15 protein-coding genes are annotated in these 19,097 nt (G+C 39.6%); 7 read left to right on the top strand and 8 right to left on the bottom strand.

The genetic code is table 11. The annotated features are described in order from the left end of the window. Positions 1 to 172: 172 nt before the first annotated feature. Complete coding sequence (gene asnB / locus LIS78_RS03350) at positions 173 to 2,020, bottom strand: asparagine synthase (glutamine-hydrolyzing) (protein ID WP_252284641.1); 1,848 nt, start codon at positions 2,018 to 2,020, stop codon at positions 173 to 175. Between the two features lie 171 nt (positions 2,021 to 2,191). On the opposite strand from asnB, the gene LIS78_RS03345 reads away from it, so the two are divergent. After that, on the top strand, positions 2,192 to 2,752 hold the full coding sequence (locus LIS78_RS03345) for a DUF2777 domain-containing protein (protein ID WP_195781222.1): 561 nt from the start codon (positions 2,192 to 2,194) through the stop codon (positions 2,750 to 2,752). Positions 2,753 to 2,793: 41 nt separating this feature from the next. On the opposite strand, the gene LIS78_RS03340 is transcribed toward LIS78_RS03345, so the two are convergent. After that, entirely contained in the window at positions 2,794 to 3,141 is a 348-nt protein-coding gene (locus LIS78_RS03340; protein WP_116515066.1) for a DUF1516 family protein, read from the bottom strand. Between the two features lie 78 nt (positions 3,142 to 3,219). Further along, on the bottom strand, positions 3,220 to 4,392 hold the full coding sequence (locus tag LIS78_RS03335) for a DUF418 domain-containing protein (RefSeq protein ID WP_209150949.1): 1,173 nt from the start codon (positions 4,390 to 4,392) through the stop codon (positions 3,220 to 3,222). A 198-nt stretch (positions 4,393 to 4,590) separates the two neighbouring features. Between LIS78_RS03335 and LIS78_RS03330 the strand changes: the two genes are divergently transcribed. The 6 genes from LIS78_RS03330 to LIS78_RS03305 all read left to right on the top strand — a co-directional run bounded on the left by LIS78_RS03330 (position 4,591) and on the right by LIS78_RS03305 (position 6,819). Continuing rightward, entirely contained in the window at positions 4,591 to 4,812 is a 222-nt protein-coding gene (locus tag LIS78_RS03330; protein ID WP_013055358.1) for a spore germination protein, read from the top strand. A gap of 30 nt (positions 4,813 to 4,842) precedes the next feature. Beyond that, positions 4,843 to 5,118 (top strand): spore germination protein GerPB, encoded by a 276-nt coding sequence (locus LIS78_RS03325; protein ID WP_029324687.1) that lies wholly within the window; start codon positions 4,843 to 4,845, stop codon positions 5,116 to 5,118. A gap of 89 nt (positions 5,119 to 5,207) precedes the next feature. Beyond that, positions 5,208 to 5,924: a spore germination protein GerPC gene (gerPC, locus tag LIS78_RS03320; protein WP_116076845.1), complete on the top strand. Its 717-nt coding sequence runs from the start codon at positions 5,208 to 5,210 to the stop codon at positions 5,922 to 5,924. Continuing rightward, entirely contained in the window at positions 5,921 to 6,097 is a 177-nt protein-coding gene (locus LIS78_RS03315; protein ID WP_013055355.1) for a spore germination protein GerPD, read from the top strand. The genes gerPC and LIS78_RS03315 overlap by 4 nt, the downstream gene beginning before the upstream one ends. A 12-nt stretch (positions 6,098 to 6,109) precedes the next feature. Next, positions 6,110 to 6,541: a spore germination protein GerPE gene (locus LIS78_RS03310; RefSeq protein ID WP_195781224.1), complete on the top strand. Its 432-nt coding sequence runs from the start codon at positions 6,110 to 6,112 to the stop codon at positions 6,539 to 6,541. Between the two features lie 59 nt (positions 6,542 to 6,600). Further along, on the top strand, positions 6,601 to 6,819 hold the full coding sequence (locus LIS78_RS03305; RefSeq protein WP_195781225.1) for a spore germination protein: 219 nt from the start codon (positions 6,601 to 6,603) through the stop codon (positions 6,817 to 6,819). A gap of 46 nt (positions 6,820 to 6,865) precedes the next feature. Here the strand turns inward: LIS78_RS03305 and hlpB are convergent, their stop codons facing one another. Genes hlpB through addB form a run of 5 tightly spaced genes read right to left on the bottom strand, consistent with a single transcriptional unit; the run spans position 6,866 to position 19,043 of the window. After that, the gene (gene hlpB, locus LIS78_RS03300) at positions 6,866 to 7,171 is read right to left on the bottom strand and encodes an HNH nuclease-like protein HlpB (protein WP_047931029.1); all 306 of its coding nucleotides are present in this window, start codon (positions 7,169 to 7,171) and stop codon (positions 6,866 to 6,868) included. A 14-nt stretch (positions 7,172 to 7,185) separates the two neighbouring features. Further along, positions 7,186 to 10,578 carry an AAA family ATPase gene (locus LIS78_RS03295; RefSeq protein WP_252284640.1) on the bottom strand — a complete coding sequence of 1,131 codons (3,393 nt, stop codon included), beginning with the start codon at positions 10,576 to 10,578 and terminating at the stop codon, positions 7,186 to 7,188. Continuing rightward, on the bottom strand, positions 10,575 to 11,759 hold the full coding sequence (locus LIS78_RS03290) for an exonuclease SbcCD subunit D (protein WP_252284639.1): 1,185 nt from the start codon (positions 11,757 to 11,759) through the stop codon (positions 10,575 to 10,577). Before LIS78_RS03290 ends, LIS78_RS03295 begins: the two co-directional genes overlap by 4 nt. A 53-nt stretch (positions 11,760 to 11,812) precedes the next feature. Then, positions 11,813 to 15,550: a helicase-exonuclease AddAB subunit AddA gene (gene addA, locus LIS78_RS03285; protein WP_252284638.1), complete on the bottom strand. Its 3,738-nt coding sequence runs from the start codon at positions 15,548 to 15,550 to the stop codon at positions 11,813 to 11,815. After that, positions 15,543 to 19,043 (bottom strand): helicase-exonuclease AddAB subunit AddB, encoded by a 3,501-nt coding sequence (gene addB / locus LIS78_RS03280; RefSeq protein ID WP_252284637.1) that lies wholly within the window; start codon positions 19,041 to 19,043, stop codon positions 15,543 to 15,545. Before addB ends, addA begins: the two co-directional genes overlap by 8 nt. Positions 19,044 to 19,097 lie beyond the last annotated feature (54 nt).

The raw sequence follows: 19,097 nt of genomic DNA, 5'->3' as shown, positions 1-19,097 counted from the left end.
TTCCAGGTTTTCAGTACACTTTCCCTTTATTCGGTGCTTTCATGCTTTTATTTTATATCTATGTAAAGTTATACAAAAATAGACTGCGGTCTTCTTCTCTACTTAAACGTACAAAAAAGAGAAACAGATGACTTATTTCATAAAAAAAACCCTCTGTACTGAGAGGGTCCTGTCATTCAACAATTTGAATATTATTGTGAGTAAACCAGACGTGAATTTGAGCTAGATGAGCTAGCAGCTGAGGTCCTGTCATTAATTGACCAAACCACGGCGCTTTAAATCCTTCTCCGCCTGTATCAATAATATGCTTTAACTGTTGCTTATCAAAAAATTCATGAAGAGGTGACTGTTTATCTTGTAAAAGAGATTGCAGCCATACAGTTACAGCTTTTGTATAAGCTGGGTTATGCGTTTTAGGGTAAGGGCTTTTCTTGCGATAAAGAACGTCATGAGGCAAAATTCCTTCAAGCGCTTTGCGTAAAATTCCTTTCTCTTTATTGCCCGTCATTTTCATCTCCCACGGAATATTCCATGCATATTCCACAAGGCGATGATCTGCAAAAGGTACGCGTACTTCTAAGCTCGCGCCCATGCTCATGCGATCTTTACGATCTAATAAAGTTGTCATAAACCAAATCTGATTTAAATAAAACAGCTTTCTACGCTGAGCATCTTCTAACGATTCACCCTCTAATTCAGGCACTTCCTTTAATGTTTCTTCATATCTTGCACGCACATAATCTTCTAACTGTAATTTCTTTCTCCATGAACTTTGCAGCAAATCAATTCGAGCATCTAATGAACGCATCCATGGGAAGGTATCCGAAGACAAATCATGTTTTCGGTGAAACCACGGATATCCTCCAAAAATTTCATCCGCACATTCTCCTGATAAGCTCACGACAAAATCTTGTTTGATTTCACGGCAAAACCAAAGCAGCGATGAATCTACATCAGCCATTCCAGGAAGGTCTCTCACCTCTACAGCTTCTGTTAAATGCTGCACAAGGTCCTCCGTTGAAATAATGCAGCGGTGATGATTTGTTTGAAACGTATCCGACATGAGCTTGATATAAGTTCCATCAGAATTTGGCTGAAACTCATTTGCTTTAAAAAATTTATCATTGTCTTCATAATCGATAGAATACGTATGAAGAGAGCCCTTGCCGCTTTCTTTGAACGCATTTGCAGCAATTGCTGTAATGGCGCTTGAATCTACCCCACCTGATAAAAATGTACAAACCGGGACATCCGACACTAGCTGTCTTACAATCGCGTCTTGCACTAAAAATTTAACTTTTTCTGTAGTTTCACCTAAATCATCTGTATGCTGCTCACTTTTTACGTTCCAGTATCGCCAAATCTTCAACCCGTTACGCGTAAGCGTGAGCGCGTGAGCCGGGCGCAATTCATTTATTTCTTTAAATACGCCGTGGCCGGGAGAACGAGAAGGTCCTAAGCCAAACACTTCTGCTAATCCATCTAATCCTACTTCTGCTTTCACCTCAGGATGAGCTAATATCGCTTTTAATTCTGATGCAAATTGAATTCCACCTTCATAAGATCGATAGAATAAGGGCTTCACTCCCATTCTGTCGCGTGCTATAAATAACTTTTCATTGGCTTCATCCCAGATTGAAAAAGCAAAGATACCGTTAAAATGATCTACGCATGCTTCTTTCCATTCTATATAAGATGTTAGAAGTACTTCCGTATCTGAATGTCCCTGAAATTGATAACCTCTTTTTAGTAATTCTTTCCGAATATCTTCCGTGTTGTAAAGCTCTCCATTATAGCAAAGCGTGTAGAGCTGTTCATTTTTTTCTCGTGTCATCGGCTGTCTTCCGCCTTGAGGATCTACTACAACTAAGCGTTTGTGCCCAAAAGCAACATGCTGCTGTGTCCATACGTTGGTGTCATCAGGACCTCTTTTCGATAAAGTGTCAGCCATTTTTGTTATTATTGCTGTTTCATTTAAAAGCGATCGCTTTAAGTCGACCCAACCCGTTATACCACACATCGTTTATCATCCTTTCTTTCACGCTCTTGTTTATGAATGAAATAATGCCATTGTATGCACGCAATAGTTACAGTTGAATTGTCCTTATATTTTATTTTTACTTTTGAGTTATAAAGAGAGCTTTTTTAGGCAATAAAAAAATATGGATAAATTTCACACGGAGGTTTGATTATGAATCATTATTCTAAACAACAAGCTATGAACAATCAGCCGCGTTCCTTCGTGATTGGTACGGTTGAATGTGTTGATTCACAGTGGATTTTCTTTGAAGATGAAAGTGACGAAGCTTCCATGCTCCATGAAGTAATGGATGATACATTAGAACTTCTTATTGATACGCGCTGGGAAAAAGCCATTATGGTTGATGACCGTCAAATAAAGCTTCACGATGGAACGTATTTATTGCGAAATGGGGATAAGTTAAGACTGACTAAAAAGCTACCTTATGCATACGAACAGCTTCTTCAATCACTACCGAAAGAGACCTTTTTATCATTTACTCAGCACTTAAATTCATTAAAATTCTCTCTTTATGATTGTATTTACTGTCACAACACATTATGTTTTTTACCGACAGACGGTGATACAAAAGGTGCTAATTTTATCATTTATGACAATGAGGAAAAAATTTGTGCCGTTCAGCATTTATTCGAACGAGGTACACATCACCTAGATCGATTTGAATATACCGTTAACGATGGAGAGCGTTCGATGAATATTTTTTTAGATTAAAGCAAAAGAAAAAAGCTATCTTATCCAAGATAGCTTTTTTCTTATCCTAGTACGACATATCCGTAATAGAATACTAAGATAAGCGCAATTGCAAGAACTGCCCAAGCAACGCCTGTACGTTTTCTTTTTTCAGTACGAACAAGTACCATTTCCATTCCCACAAGCACTAGCACTCCGGCAATCCCTTTAATGAGCGCTGCACCTTGAAAATGGTACCAAGCTGCTAACATATGCAGACCTGATACTAATACTAATAAGTATAGGAGTCTCGCCACCATATGTAGGATTTTCTGACCTTTAGCTTTACCTGCTCGATGTAAAATCAACGAAACCACAAACGAGATAATCAACAATGTCCAAAGCGTTACATGAATATGTAGTGGAGCCATTCATCTCACGTCCTTTCTGAAAATATCATATCATGAAAACCTTTCCTTCAACAATAATATAAGGAAGGAAAAGGATTTTTAGCGGCTGCGTCCATAAGTAGCATACCGAATGAGTTTTTCAAGCGGCCCATCTGAAAATAGGCTCATCCATATCCAGCTTCCCAGCAGTTGAATAAAAATGATAATCATCGCAATACCCAAACCTTCTACAATTGAAATATGTCCGTAGTATCCTAACCCATATGAGTAAAAAAGGAATGTACATACAATAGACTGGACAATATAATTAGTTAAAATCATTCTCCCAAAAAAGGCAAATGGCTGCATGATTTTTTGAATAGATACACTTCGCATAGCTAATGTGACCAACGTTACAATAAAAATAGCTCCTGCCGTTCCTCCGATTGTATCGTGGATATAAGATGTAGCTACATTGTGATCTAAAACATACGGCAGTACGGATGATGCTGTATACGCGATGAATGAAATAAGACAAAGCCACTTTGTCTCCACTATATATTCTTCTATTTCTTCGAACCACTCGCTTTTTGCCATAAAACCGCCTAATAAAAACAGTGGAAATAGCGATAAAAACAGAAAAGGAACCGTATTTAAATTATACGCGTAGTACCAATCAAACAAGCGCTGATGAAAGATTGACGCAAAACTTCCGTGTCCATATACTTGAAGCGCTTGGTCAATAATAGGCTGGTGAATTCCCGCTGCTGTATCTCCTTCATTAGCAAAAGCCGCTAGTGTTAAAATAACAATCATAATCACAGCGTAAATGCTAAATATTCCGGTTCCCCACGCTAATAACACTTCTTTCTTTGCTTCTTGAAAAAATAGCATGATCAAAGCAAAGAAGCTGTATATCACAATCATATCACCGTGCCAAATAAATAAAGCATGAATAGCCCCAACAAGAAGCAAAGCCGTCATTCTTCGTACATAAAAAGGAGTAAAGCTTACTTTCCTTTCGTATGTACGCTGGAACATTTTCATAAAACCAAATCCAAACAAAATAGCGAGCAGCGCGTAGCCTGCCTGCCCTACAACTACATCAACTAATCCATTAGCAACATAGTTCATTCTTGAACGGTCCAACAAATTATTGTCGTAATAGGAAGCAGGGGAATAAAAATTCGGCATGTTCATGAGCAAAATACCAATAAGCGCGATTCCTTTTAATACATCCGCTGCTTCAATACGCTGTTCTTTATCAGCTGCGTTCATTTTGAAACGTTTCATTCTTTCACACCTTACCTTATTTCATTATTGCTTTCACATTATATCGAACGCAAAAGTTTTTCTTCAATGTTTACTATTTCCATTCCTCTCTTTAATGTTTTGCTTACTCTCTGCATATAGATAAGGAAAAAGCATTAATCACCTTTTTGTCTAGGCTTCATATGCTGTTACTAGACTAAATTAAAAGGGTGTTTGCCTATGCCTGCCATTGTTGGTGTTGTTAATCTTAACAGTGTTGGTTCAGCCAGCGTCTTTCATATTGGAGATGTTTATACAATAGCCCCTATTTCCACTGCTAAAACATTTGCTGGCGCAGGTTCGTTTAATACAGGTGACGGATTATATGTTGTGAATCAGCAGAGCTCAACCAATACGTCAGACAATGACGTAAATGATCAAAATGTCGCTGGAAATCTATAATAGAAATGAAGCTCATACAGGAGGATGCTTATGAACTTTTATGTGAATCAAAGTATCTGTATTCAAAGTATGAAAATCAGTGCTGTAAGTAACTCTTCGGTACTTCAAATTGGAAGCGTTGGTGTCATTAAACCAAACTCAAATCTCTTTAATACAGGAGGATTTACAGGCGCCGCACCTACTGAAACAAAAAAAGGCATTCTTGGATCTGTTTCTCCTTCTACCTTTACTCCCGGAACCGGCGCGGGCACTGCCCCAGCTCCTTTTTCACAGTCGTTAACTCCTCCAGCTCGAGACAACGACTGACATGTTACAACCTTCATCGCCATATGTATATATATAACTATTTTCTTTATCAGAAGATAAGGGAATCGAGGTGATTGAAGGTGGATAACATGAACTATATTCAGCAAGTACATCAGTATGTTCAGCAAATGTCTTCGTATATTCAGCAGCAAGAAGGACGCATTGCTCAGCTTGAAAAAAACGTACAAGAACTTCAGCAAAAAATAAAAGAGTTAGGTGAACAGCCACCTATTAAAATTGATAAAATTGAATATAAATTTGAACAGTTAAAAATTGATTCATTAGATGGAACATTAAATATTGGATTAAATCCTCTTACGCCTGATAATTTAGAAGATATCATTATCAATGAGAAACCAGAAGTAACATTTTCGCAAGGAGCTCAGCCACAAGGGCAGCCGCCTCAAAGTGAGCAGCCGGGACAACCCGGAGGTCCTGGACCGCAAAATCCTAGCTTAAAACCATTGGACCGCCACCTAGAAAAACAGTGGGTCTCTGATATCCACGAAACGATTTTAAGTGAACTTAATCAATATGGATTTTCTATGGTTCAACATGTGCTTGATGAGCGCTCGATGATGATTGATGAATCGTACTACGAGTTTATTTTAGAAGATATTAAAAAGCAGCTGCAGCAGCGGATTACTTTTTATATACAGCAAGTTCAGCCGGAAGAAATGGAACGAAATTTTGAACAAATCAAACCTCAAATTATCGGTAAACTTTATGAAGATATGAAAAAAGGAATTGACGCATTTTTAACGTATTTACCTGAATCTTTAAAGAAAGGTGGACCCCCTTCATGAACTTTAACGTTGTAAACCGCGAATTGCTTGTTGGAGACGTTAGTATTACAGGCGTATCTTCTTCTTCTCTTTTTTTAATTGGTGATGCCAATTACATCTCTCTATCCTCAACATTTGATACGCCGGCTGAATCTTTGATTATCGGCCCTTATGTTCCACTATCGTTATCATAAAGGAGCTTACCTATGCTTTCACGCACATCTTCTGTTAATTATATAGAAATTAATTCCTTGTCGGCGAGCTCCTTTTGCCAAATTGGAGATTCAACAGAAATTCATCTACTTAATAAAGCTTTAGCTGATCGGAGGCAGTATCCGTTTTTCTACGGTAGAGAAGGAAACTTTGATGATTACGCTATCTTTAATGAGCCTATTCCTCATGGCGATTACGAACCTATTCCCGTTCAAACATGGAATGAAATACCTTTGATCCGCGTTAACAGAATTGATATAAAAGGGTGCTCATTCTCATCAGTTATCCATATTGGATCAACGTGCAATGTTTATGCAGAAGCTCGCATTAAGCATATTCGCGAACTGATCAACGATGAACCTTCAAAGGAAGCTGAAACAGGAACATCAAATAGTGCTTCTTCACAAGCTAGCAGCAGTGAGTGAACCTTTTAAAAAGCTGCTCATATACTAAATTAATATCACGAAAAAAGGGTGTGAATTTCATGCCAGCATTGATTGGACCCGTTAGTATCACGAGCGTCGGAGGCGGTGTCGTAACGTTTGGAGATACGTTCTATGTTTCTCCAAAAAGCGCGGCTAAAACCGCGGCAGGCTCTGGTTCTTTAAATACAGGTAACTTTGTTAATACCAACAATGGCATTTCAGGAACAAATACGTTAGATCCAGATTTATTCGATCAAAATATAGCAGCAAATGCTTAAAAAAACCCCTTATCTTTGCTATTAAAGCGGATAAGGGGTTTTTTATTCATTTGAATTTTCGGCTGTTTGATTTCTTGGTTTTAGGTAATTTAGAAGAAGGTTGTTTACGAATCCATTTAATAAAAGAGCTAATTTTAGAATCAGCTTGTAATAAAGAAATCGTATTAAGACGAATGGCTAATTCATCATTTGTGTATAATGCATGAATTTGTTTATGACACGGAATACATAAGTTTGCCGTTGGTTCAAACGCTCCGCCCATTTCCTTTGGCGTTAAATGATGTACGGTCGTCAAGACATCCTGCCTTCCGCATAATTCGCATGTTCCTATCCGCCTGTCTTTTTTCTTCATATAGATTTCCTTCCCTATAAAGTTTCTACTCTTACACTAGTTCCTTTGCCAGATGGCTCGGACGGCTCAACAATCAAACGTTTTGGCAGACGAGCACGAAGTTCTTGAACGTGACTGATGACCCCAATTGATAAATTATTTGATTGAAGCTTTTCAAGCGCTGTAACAACGGTATCAAGAAGCTCTCCATCAAGTGTTCCAAATCCTTCATCTAAAAAGAAAAACTGCAGTGGATATTCTCCTCTTAGCTGAATTTGTGCAGATAATGAAAGGGCTAAAGCCAGCGAAGTTAAAAACGTCTCTCCACCAGATAAAGTTGAAACCGGACGTTTTACGCCTCCATTTGCATCATCTCTCATGATAAAGCCGCCTTGGGAATCAACTTCAATCGCATAGCGCTGACGTGTTAATATACCCAGACGCTCCGAAGCATCTCGGCTAACGGACATCAGCTGTTCTTCAGCAATATATTCCACGAAAGCATTTCCTTTAAATACTGTTTGAAGCTTTTGATACTGTTCAAATAACGCTTGTTTTTCTTCACGGTCTTGTTCAAGCACTAAAAATCGCTCATGTCGTTCTTTGACGCTTTTTAACGTTTGCTCAGCTGCTCCCTTGAGCTGAACGGCTTCTTTCACAGCCGCTTTTATATCATGAAGCAGCTGCTGAGTTTCTTCAAATTGCTGCTCTTCTATGGACTGGTGATTCAGCTGGATATTTAACTGTTCAATTGATGACTTCATCTGTTTTATGTTGTCCCAATAAGCCTGAACAGTTTCATCCAACACTTTCATCTCATCATGTGATAACAAAGCTTGCTGAACTTCTTTTCCTTCGCTGAATAAAGAATTCCCTATAGCTTCTTCCCATTTTTCAGCTGCTTTTTTATACTGGATATGAGCTGTTTCTAGAGATTCGCTCGCTGCTTTTTCATCCATTTGCAGCGTTTGATACGCTTTTTGAACAGTCTGCCAATGTTGATACGCCTGCTGTTCATTCGTCTCTAACTCCGCAAGTAAAAGAACTGTTTTTTGCAGCGCCTGTTCAATATCTTCTTGATCTGTAAGCGTACGCAAGCGTTCAATTTGCGAGTGAACAAGAGATTGTTTATGAGACAGCATTGCTTTTAATTCTGTAAATTCTTTTTCGCCCGCATATTTCTCTTCTTTTAGACGTTCGATTTTCTTTTGCTGATTTTCAAAAAATACGCTGCTTTTTTCAATTCGAGCCTTTATTGTCTGCTCTTCTTTTTCTCTTTCAGTCAGCCTTTCATTAATTTTTTCCATCTCTTCAAATACAAAGGAAGGATAATCTTGTTGAAAAGCTTCTTTTCCTGCTTGTAGCGCTTGTTTTTGCTGATTTACTTTTCCTTCTAATTCAGCTTGTTCTTTTTGATAATGAGCAAGCTCTAATTCAATCTTTTCAAGACTTTGCTGGACCTTTTGTACCTGCCCGAGAATTGCTTGCTGTTTTTCACTTACCTGCAAATAATCCTGCTCAAGAGATTTGATTTCAACTTCTATTTTCTTAGCATAATGGCCAAAGACATCTGTATCCATTTCTCCTAAAGCAGGAACTTCGCCAGCTTCGTTCATAAACTCAGATAACTCAGGTATTTTTTCAACAAGAGGTTTAGCTAGCTGTTCAAGCTGCATTTTGAGCGACGAATAGCTAAATCGCTGTTCACGCAATTGATTGACTTGATCTTCGAACTGATCCGCTGATTCAGTTGTGACGTCATCTTCTTGTTGGTGTAACACGGGGTTAGGGTGATGCTCAGAGCCACAAACTGGACAAGGCTCTCCTTGGGTCAGCTGCTCAGCTAATTGATGAGCCAGACGGCGTGACCATTCTTTTTCTTTACGTCTTTTTAGATCGCTCATTAAACGATCTGCTTGTTGAAAAAGCTGCTGAAACTCTTTTTCCCGCTCACATACAGTGTGATACAAGCCTTGAATATCTGAAAATAACTCTTTACTTCGTTCTATTGTTTGCTGATATCTCTCTTGGTGTGTTTGTTTTTGTGTGTGCAAATGCTTAAGCTGTTCGGCTTTTTCTTTATACGTTTTTTGACCTTCATCTAGGTTTTTTTTATCGTTATTCCATACTTGATAACGGTAGAATGCTTGCTGAACAGCCTGCCGATAATCAGGTTGAATCTCCACTTTTGTTAATGCTTCCTTTAACTCTTTTTGAAGAGTCAAGCCTTGCTGATACCGCTTATCTGCTTCCATTAATTCATCATTTTTCCCTTGAAGTGCCTGCTGCTTTTGCTGAAGAGAAACTTCCGCTTCTTTTATTTCTTGCTGACCTTCTTTAATTTGTTTTTGAAGATCAGAAGCTTGTTGAAGCTGTTCTTTTTGAACCACTAATTTGGGCTGCTGTTCATTTTTTTGCAAGCGAGCCTGCTCATATAAGCTATTCGATCGCTTATATTCCTCACTTTTTTGAACAATTTGTGCTTTTAATTTTTCTACTTTATCTTCATAAAGCTTCTGCTGTTTTTCAGCTTGTTCAAATGTTTCTAAATAAGGAAAAAGACGTTCTGCCTGCTGAGCTTTCGTCAGCAAATCTTGCTTTTGTTTAATCTCCTCTTCCTGCTTAGAAGCATGCACTAGTTTTTCTTCTATCAGTGCTTTTTCCTGCTGCGCTTTCCAAAGAGACGCCTGCTGATCGTATCTCTCCTGCAAATCAGACGCTTCTTTTTCTCGTTTTTCCAAAAGTACAATGCTATCACTTACAAGCTGCTCGGCTTCCGTTACTTTCTCTGTTGAAGCTTCACCTAATCCCGTTTGTTCTGCCGTGATTTTATCTAGGTCTGTCTTTAGCTGCTGAACTTGATAGCGTATTTTCTTACTAAGCTGATCTCCATACTGCTCAAGATTAAAAAGACGCTGAAGCATTTGACGACGCTCCGTCCCTTTTAACGATAAAAACTCCGCAAATTTTCCTTGTGGTAATACAACAGCTCTTGTAAAATCATCAATTGTTAAACCAAGAAGCTCCTGTACCTGCTGGTTTACATCATTTGTTTTATCTGCTAATACGTACGTTTCATCTTCGATTTCAATCAATCGACTTGAAGCTGATTTTACACGCAGCTCATCCGTCCGTTTAAAGCTTCGTTCAACAGTATAGCGTTTTTTATGACTAGCGTTTTCTAGCTCGAACGTAAACGATACTTTCAGTTCATTTTCCCCGTGATTTAAAATTCCTTGTGTATTATTGGCTGCACGCTCTACTTTTCCGTATAAAGCTAGTGTAATGGCATCCAAAATGGAGGATTTCCCGCTTCCTGTAGGACCAAATATTCCAAACACACCGCCTGAACACAACGCTTCAAAATCGACAGTTTGTTTTTCTCTAAAACTGTGAAGCCCCGAAACGGTCAAGTTAATAGGTTTCATTTTTCATCCTCCTTTCCCGATACTTCTTCATCGTTAATCAAGGTTAAAAACAGTTTGACTAATTCAGTATCAGGTGCCCCTCCGCCGGTTTGCCTGCTGTAGAACTTTGTAAACAGTTCTTCGATCGGCACTTCGCGCTGTGAACGTGTTTCAAGTGCTAGTTCTTCTGCTTTGAATATCGGACGAATATGAATAAAGCCTGGATGAAGCTTGCGAAGGCGATGGATTTCTTCTAGTGAAAGTGCATCTTCTACGTGAACTTCTAAATCAACCCATGCCTGCGTATCTTTTTGCTCCTCAAGCCATGTATATACTTCTGACAATCCGTTTTTCGCTTTCCAACGTGTCAAAGGCTTTCCGCTAGATAATGGAATTTCAGTCATCTCAATCTCTTTTCCTGGCTTAGCATCTAAAATGGTAACGGACTTTGCATATCCTGACTCTGAAAAACTATAAGCAAGAGGTGAACCGGAATATCTTGCAAGGGTGTTGGCGCGATTGATCATTTGCGGGCGATGCAAATGTCCTAATGCTACATATTGAGCAGTAGCAGGTAAACTAGTTGCCGCCACCGTATAAGCTCCTCCTACTTCAATTGGACGTTCTGAGTCCGTTGAACTTCCGCCTGCTACGTAAATATGACTCATGGCAATATTAACGGTATCTGTTGTGAACTGCTCACTCATTTTATCGAAAATACCTTTTACTCTGGCATCATATGAATTTCGAAGAGCCAGCTCATCATTTTCTTCTGCTAACAGTTCCTTTAACCTTGATTCAGATGGGTAAGGAAGAGCCGCAACCTTTAATATTTCATCTGATGTAGGAATGTGAATGCTTTCTACATCGGTAGTAGGCAAACCAAGAAGCGTAATATTTTGATGAACAGCTAATGGAGAAGCCGCCGACAGCCGATCTGGGTTATCATGATTACCTGCAATAACAATAATCGGACGTTTTCCATTGTTGCTCAACCTAGACATACTTTCGTAAAAAAGCTGCTCTGCCGCTGCTGGAGGGTTAACCGTATCAAAGGCATCTCCCGCCATGAGAATAGCATCTATCTTTTCCTCTTCCACAATGTCTGCCAGTTCATCTAAAAACTGTGCTTGCTCAGCCAGACGGCTTCGACCTTCTAACGTTCGCCCCAAATGCCAATCCGCTGTATGTAATAAACGCATGTTACTCTCTCCTTATTGGTGAAAAAGAAGAAGACCAGCGCCTTCTTCTTTTTTTATATTTCAACAGCATGTCCACCATCTAAAAAGTACAGATAGCGATGCTGCACAGGTTGTTTTACAATCCGCTCAATGGCCTTTGCGTAAAGCTCTAACTGAATGCGGTATCTTTCAATTAGAAATGGTTTTGCTCGTTCAAAATCCCCTTGAAAACGATCCGAAATATTATCCGTTTTAAAATCAAGTAAAACGAGGCCTTCTTCCGTTTCATACAAACAATCAATAATACCTTGCACTAAAATTGTTTCGTCTTCCTGCTCCCAATGATCATAGATTTCTTTAGCGGAGACACCTAAACTAAAAGGCATCTCTCTATAAACCATGCGAGCCGTTCGAATACCTTGTGCAATGTCACTGTCTAAAAAGTCTGCTACATCATTTGCATCAACGGCATCCGCTTGTTCTTGCGTCAATAATTCTTTGGTAACCATTGATTGAATAAAGTCTTGAACCATTTCAAGGGTATAAGCTTTATTTAATGGAAGCTGCTGCATAACGGCATGTGTAGCTGTTCCTCTTTCAGCTCCTGTGAGAGATTTCTCTTGAAGAAACAGCGGACGATTTTCAAGAGGTGCTTTAGATCCCCGAACGAGATCGTCGCTTCCCCCTGCGTCCGTCAGCTGCTGCTGCCTTTTTAGTTCAGAAACAGATTGCTTCGAACGATGAACGGAAGCTACACGATAATCATAAGACCAATTTAAGCGTCTATATACTTCGTCTTTATAATCGCTGGATTCTGAAACTGGCTTATGCTTTTGAAGAGCGTTCAAAAGCTCTTCATGATGATGCTGCTCTTCAAGAGGCTGTTCGGCTAAATCACCTGCTAATAACGTTGAAAGTTTCCAGCTTGAAGCATGCTGATGAATCATCTCAGCCGGCTGGACCTCTCCTTCAACCATATGACTAACATTTTGGTGACGAATTAAAGAAGGTCCAATCCAGTCTAAATAACATTTTGCATCTCTTCTCACGTGAGCTGGAAGCGTCCAATCTTCATGTGCCATAACTGAGCTCCATTGTCTGAGCTTTTCTGGTGCGTCTTTTACTGTTCCAACTAAAATAAGTTTTTCTTTCGCACGCGTCAAAGCTACGTATAATACCCGCATTTCCTCTGCCATGCTTTCTTTTTTCATTTTTTTCTTCATGGTCTGCTGAAGAAGAGTCGGGTACGTAATACGCAGTTTTGGATCAATATATTTAGATCCAAAACCTAGTTCTTTATCGAGTAAATATGCTTTATTTAAGTCCATTAAGTTAAACTGACGAGCAAGACCAGCTACAAAAACAACAGGAAACTCAAGACCTTTACTGCTGTGGATCGTCATCAAACGCACCACATCTTCTTGTTCTCCCAGTGCTCGAGCAGCTCCTAAATCGTTCCCTCGGTCCTGCATGCGTTCAATAAAGCGTAAAAATCGAAACAGACCTCTAAATGAAGTTGCCTCATACTGGCGAGCGCGATCGTAAAGAGCACGTAAATTGGCTTGACGCTGTTTCCCACCAGGAAGTCCGCCAACAAACTCATAGAAACCCGTATCACGGTAAATTTGCCATACTAGTTCTGACAAAGAGCTTTGTCTAGCTTGTGTTCTCCATGCTTTTAACTGCTCATAGAAATATTTTATTTTATCGCGAAGTTCTTCGTCATCTGAAACCGCTAAGTACGTTTTTAACGCATCGTAATACGTTCCTTTCTTTTGCTCTGCTCTCAGTGTAGCTAACTCTTCATCTGAAAGCCCTACTACCGGTGAGCGAAGAACAGAAGCTAACGGAATGTCTTGATGCGGGTTATCTACTACTTTTAATAAAGACATCATAATCATCACTTCAGTAGCATCAAAATAGCCTGTTGATAAATCGGCATAAATCGGCACGCCTTCTTGCTTAAATTCATCCATAATCTGCGCAGCCCAAGGCATGGAACGAAGCAAAATAACAAAGTCACGATACGTCACGTTTCTCATGATATCGAGCTTGCGATCATATATTTGAAAACGGTTTTGAACGAGTTCTTTGATTTTGCGCGCCATTGCTCTTGCCTCTAACTGAGCCGTTTCAAGCTCTGCTTCTGAAAAAGCGACAAGAGAAGAATCCGATTCTTCTTCCGCTCCTTCTTCTGCATTTTCTTTTGCAATTAGCAGAAGCTCCGTTTCCATTCCTTCCACTTTTGGATACGATGCTCCTAATTTTAAAGAAGCATCATCGTCATATGCAATTTCCCCTACTTCTTCATCCATCAGCTGGTTAAAAATAAAGTTTGTAGCATCAAGCACTTGGGAACGACTGCGGAAGTTTTTATTCAAATCGATACGTTTTCCGAACTGGCGACCATCTTGCGTAAAGCGCTTGTACTTTGTTAAAAACAAAAATGGCTCCGCTAAACGAAAGCGGTAAATGGATTGTTTTACATCTCCAACCATAAATAAATTCCCTTGTTCTTCACTATCTCTCGTTACTAATTTAATCAGTGTTTCTTGAACCATATTTGTATCTTGATATTCGTCAACAAGCACCTCTTCAAACTGAGTGCGATATTTTTGGGCAATGGACGAAGGCTTAAGCACCCCATCTTCTTTTACACTCAAGATTTGCAGGCAATAATGTTCTAAATCAGAAAAGTCCACTAACCCTTTCTCTTTTTTAATGTGTTCATATCGTTCACCGAAGCGCTGAACTAAAAAGATTAGCGTTTCAATAACGGGCTTCATTTTCTCAAAATCAGCCATGTAGCCGTGCAAAGGCCTAGAAAACAAATCAGCGTGAAGTTTTTCAAGACTTGTCTTAGCTTTTTTGCGAAGCTCTCCGAAATCATCTAAAAGCTGCGAGTCGTATGCTTCTCCTTTACATGGCTTTAAACGAGTAAAATTCAAATTTTGCATTTCCTCATGCAAATCAGCAAAAGAATGCTTAGAAGCGCTGAGCAGCCGATGAATTTGAGCCAGGTCTTCCTCTGCATTAACGGCGCGAGGAGCAGGCCCTCCTGGCAGCTTTGTTAGCTCTAAGCCCTGTTTTAAAATCGACTCAATACCCATCAGCTGCGTTGTTACTTCTTGTAAAAGAAAAGATAGAAACGGAAGTGAATCAATAGAAGAGTCTTCTGTCACATCATATTGACTCACGATCATTTCAAGCCAGCCGTTTGGGTCAGGATTAGATCTTGCAAAGTCATATAGCTTTCTTACCATAAGCTGAATATCTAAGTCATTTCTGTCACTTGTATAACGGTCAATTAAATCAAAGAATCGCTCGTTCTGTTCAATACTGTACTGTTCTTCAAACAATTCTTCTAATACTTCTTCACGCAGAAGATCCGCTTCCGTATCATCTGCAATCCGAAAACCAGGGTCTACATCAATCAAATAATAATACGTTCGAATGACTTCTAAACAAAAAGAGTGGAGCGTAGAAATCGACGCACGGTTTAATAAATTAAGCTGTCTGCGTAAGTGTAAAGAAGATGGATTCTTTTTTAACTCTTTTTCCAATGCTTCTCCAATTCGATTTCTCATTTCGGCTGCAGAAGCATTTGTAAACGTAGCAACGAGTAATCTATCAACATCGATTGGTTCCTCGCCCATCGTAATCTTTTTAATAATACGTTCGACTAAAACCGCTGTTTTTCCTGAGCCAGCCGCCGCGGCTACTAATATATCTTGACCGGATGAAACAATGGCGTTCCACTGATCATCCGTCCACTGGGAGTCGGCCGGTTTTACGTGTATATCTTCACTCATCTCGTTTGGCCTCCTCTCGAATTTTATCTAAAATAACACTTTGACTCTCTGTACTAAGCTGACGATATTCGTTGTTTTCCATTGATTCATCGAACTGACAAATTGAGCGGTATTCACAAAACGCACATGGTGTTTTATCTTTTAGTTTATAAGGCGAAATATCAATTTTCCCATTTGTAATCTCTGTACCTGCCTCCACAAATTTACCTCGCACATACTGACGGAGATGTGTAAAATCTTCTTCGCTCGCAACCGAAGAATTGGAATAAAAGCCCCCTGTCTTTTTAATGCCAGCTGATATAACCTGTGAGTGCCCTGATTCTAACGTTTCGTCCATTAACCTTACTGCTTCCTCGTCTCCTAAAAGCAGTCCTTTCATTTTAAACTTCTTGAAGATTTCAGCTTCAATTTGATCAGGCTGTAATGCTTTAGTACTGTTAATCATTGGATTATGAACGTGGAAATAAAGAACGCCAGCAGGCAATGCTCCTCTATTATCATGAAGAAGCTGTTCAGCATACGTCACGACTATGTCTAAATAAGCTAAAATTTGAAGAGATAAACCGTAGTACACTTCCACTAAGTTTAATGCTTTATCGCTTGATTTATAGTCGACAATACGCAGTAAAAGTCCTTTTGAGCTTTCCGCTTTATCTACCCTGTCAATTCGGCCAACGAGTTCCATCGTATGGCCATTTGGCAGTGTGAACTGCATAGAAGGCAGCTCCGCGCTAGGTCCAAATCCAAGCTCCAATCCAACAGGAACAAAGCCGCTCATCTTAGCGTGCTCACTTAACACAAGCGACGCACGTTCAATAATTTGCTGCAGCTTATGTGTTAAATAATGATGGCGATTCGAGCTCAATAAAATCTCATTTTGTAAGCGCGGAGCAAGTTCATGCACCACAGCCGTAGAAAGCTGCTGACAGTCTTTTCTCGTTAAGTTCTTCCATTCTTTTTGACCGCCGCGAAGTTCGTCTGAAATCATTTTCAACGCCGCGTGAAATAACTCGCCTATGTCAGGAGCTGCTAATTTGAAAACTTTTCGTTCTTTAAGCTTGAGCCCGTGAGAAGCAAAATGAGCATATGGACAGGCTTCAAATTTTTCCATTCTCGATACGCTTGCTTGAATATGTTGTCCATACAGACGCTGACTCGTTTTCTTTGTTAACCGTTTTGCTTCATTTTTATAAAATAAGCTGCTTAGTACTTTCTCGCTGTATGAGTTCCAATCTGAATTTTCCACATAAAAATTATATACATCCCACCAAGCGGCACTCATCGGATAATGACGTTTCCATCCTTGCAGCTGGCTGGCTAAATGCGCGATGCTCGTTAAGGGATTTGTTATATAATCAACTTGCTTTTCTTCTTCTAAATCCGTAGGTTCCATCATTAACAGCTTTTCCTGCAGCAGCGGAAATAGCTCTTTTACTCGATTAATAACGAGTGAAGGCAGCAGGGTCTTCCCTTCCTCATTGGCAAGAGGATACGAAACATAAAGTTTTTCAGAAGAGCTGGAAAGTGCTAAATAAATGAGAAATTGTTCGTCAAACAGCTTTTGCCTTCCAGTTGGCGCAAGTAATAAACCTGATTCAAGCAGCTGCTCTCTCTCCTTCTCAGATAACAGGCCATCGCTTTTTGGTTTAGCTGGAATCACACCGTCATTTACACCTAACACAAAGCTTGCTTTGATATCGGATAAACGCGAACGCTCAAAACTTGCCACAACCACTTGATCCAGTGCAGGCGGAACAAGTGCAAACTGCATGCTGTCAAGCCCTGTCTCAAATAGATCTGCGAACAAAGAAATCGATACTTTCTCTTCTCCCATCATTTCAACAAACTGATCAAATAAGTGAAGAATTGCTTTCCATACCTGCTCGTGCTCTCTTGCTTCTTGAAGCTTTCCTTCTTCTTCACATCGATTGCGCAGCGCTTCTATCTTTTGTGGAATATCTAAATTCGTTAAAAAACGATAGAGCGCTTCTGCTTTTTCTTTTCCTATTTTCGCTTGTTTTAATTTTTGCTGAAGCGAGTAAATAGGAGGGACAATCATATTTTTTAATTCATTTATTTTTTGTTCAAAAGCAAGCTCCTCGTCCGTTTTTCCAAGGTTCATGTCTTCAAGCGAACGATATTTTCTGTAGGTAAATGGTTCCTTGCTCGTCCACTTAGATCCTTGAATACCGTAAGCAAGCACGTAATTTTCTAATTCATCCATCTCTTCGCGAAGCTGGTGCACATCAGATGACAAAGGAAATAAAAGATCTGTTTTCACTGTTCGAAAGATGGTTTCATACCGCCATGACCCGCTTACCACCTCTAAGACTGAACGAATAAATTCAACGAGTGGATGGTGAAACATCGATCGCTTTTGGTCAATAAAGTACGGAATTTCATAATCTCGAAAAATGGTTTGAAGCAAGTCATGATAATCTTCTGCATTTCTAACAATCAAGGCAATATCACGGTAGCGATAGCCGTGATCGCGCACAAGCGACAGCACTTCTCTTGCAATCCCTTCTACTTCTGCTCTTCGGCTAACAGCCGGCAGCAGCTGAATGTGTTCGGGCTCTGACTGAAATTCCGGCGTTGGCCGTTCATCATAATATCGTTCTAAATAGGCAAGCTCTGGACTGTTTTGATGCCTCTTTTGTTCGTTAAATACGTTTGGCTCTTGAATCTCTATCCCGTTTTCAGCCGCCAGGCCCATTATTTCTTGGTACGTTTCGCTCGTTAATCGAAACAAGTGCAAGTCATTTGGAATAAAATCTTGATATGAATAATCAGAAGTAACCGCTATTTTTACTTCTCTACAAACTTTCATCAGCTCTACTAATACCGTTAATTCTTGAGGAGTATAGTGATGAAATCCATCTACATAAATCGTTGCTTGAGCAAGGTAGGCAGAAGACGCTACTTTTTCACTCAGCAGTTTCAAGTAATCTTCTCCATCTACATATTTCGTCATCAGCTGTTTTTCTAATTCTCCGTAAATGAGATGTAAATCATGTAATTTATCAGCAAGGACTTTCTCATCTTCTGCTTGAAGCTTTTTCTTCATCTCTTCGAGAGACGGGGCATCTACCGTGTACTGTTTAAATTCTTTAACCATTTTTTCTAGTTCTTCAATAAACCCTGCTTGTTCTGAAGAATTGGCAAACAGTCGAAGCTCTTCTTTTTGATGTTCGATAATTTTTTTAAGCATCATATGAATACCTGTTTGATCCACATGATAGCGGCTAATACCTCCGACTTCTTGCAGGATACGCCATGCAAGACGTGTAAAACTATAAACTTGAGCACGCATCATGCCTTCTAACCCAGGTGTTTGAACAAGCGCATACTCCGACTGAAATGTCATCTGTTCAGGTACAATATAAATAAGTGGATGCCCAAGCGGAGCATTTAACAGCTCTTGGCGCATGCTATTTAAAAGATATTCCGTTTTCCCGCTTCCTGAACGTCCTAATAAAAACTGTAGCCCCACGTTTTCACCCCTTCATTTTTTTCTCTATATTTTCATTTGTTTAAGTACAAAATG

This window comes from Priestia megaterium, from assembly GCF_023824195.1.
GTDB classification, from domain to species: Bacteria; Bacillota; Bacilli; order Bacillales; family Bacillaceae_H; genus Priestia; species Priestia megaterium_D.
Note: the sequence above shows the minus strand (reverse complement) of the source record. Positions and strands in the feature narration are given on the sequence as shown.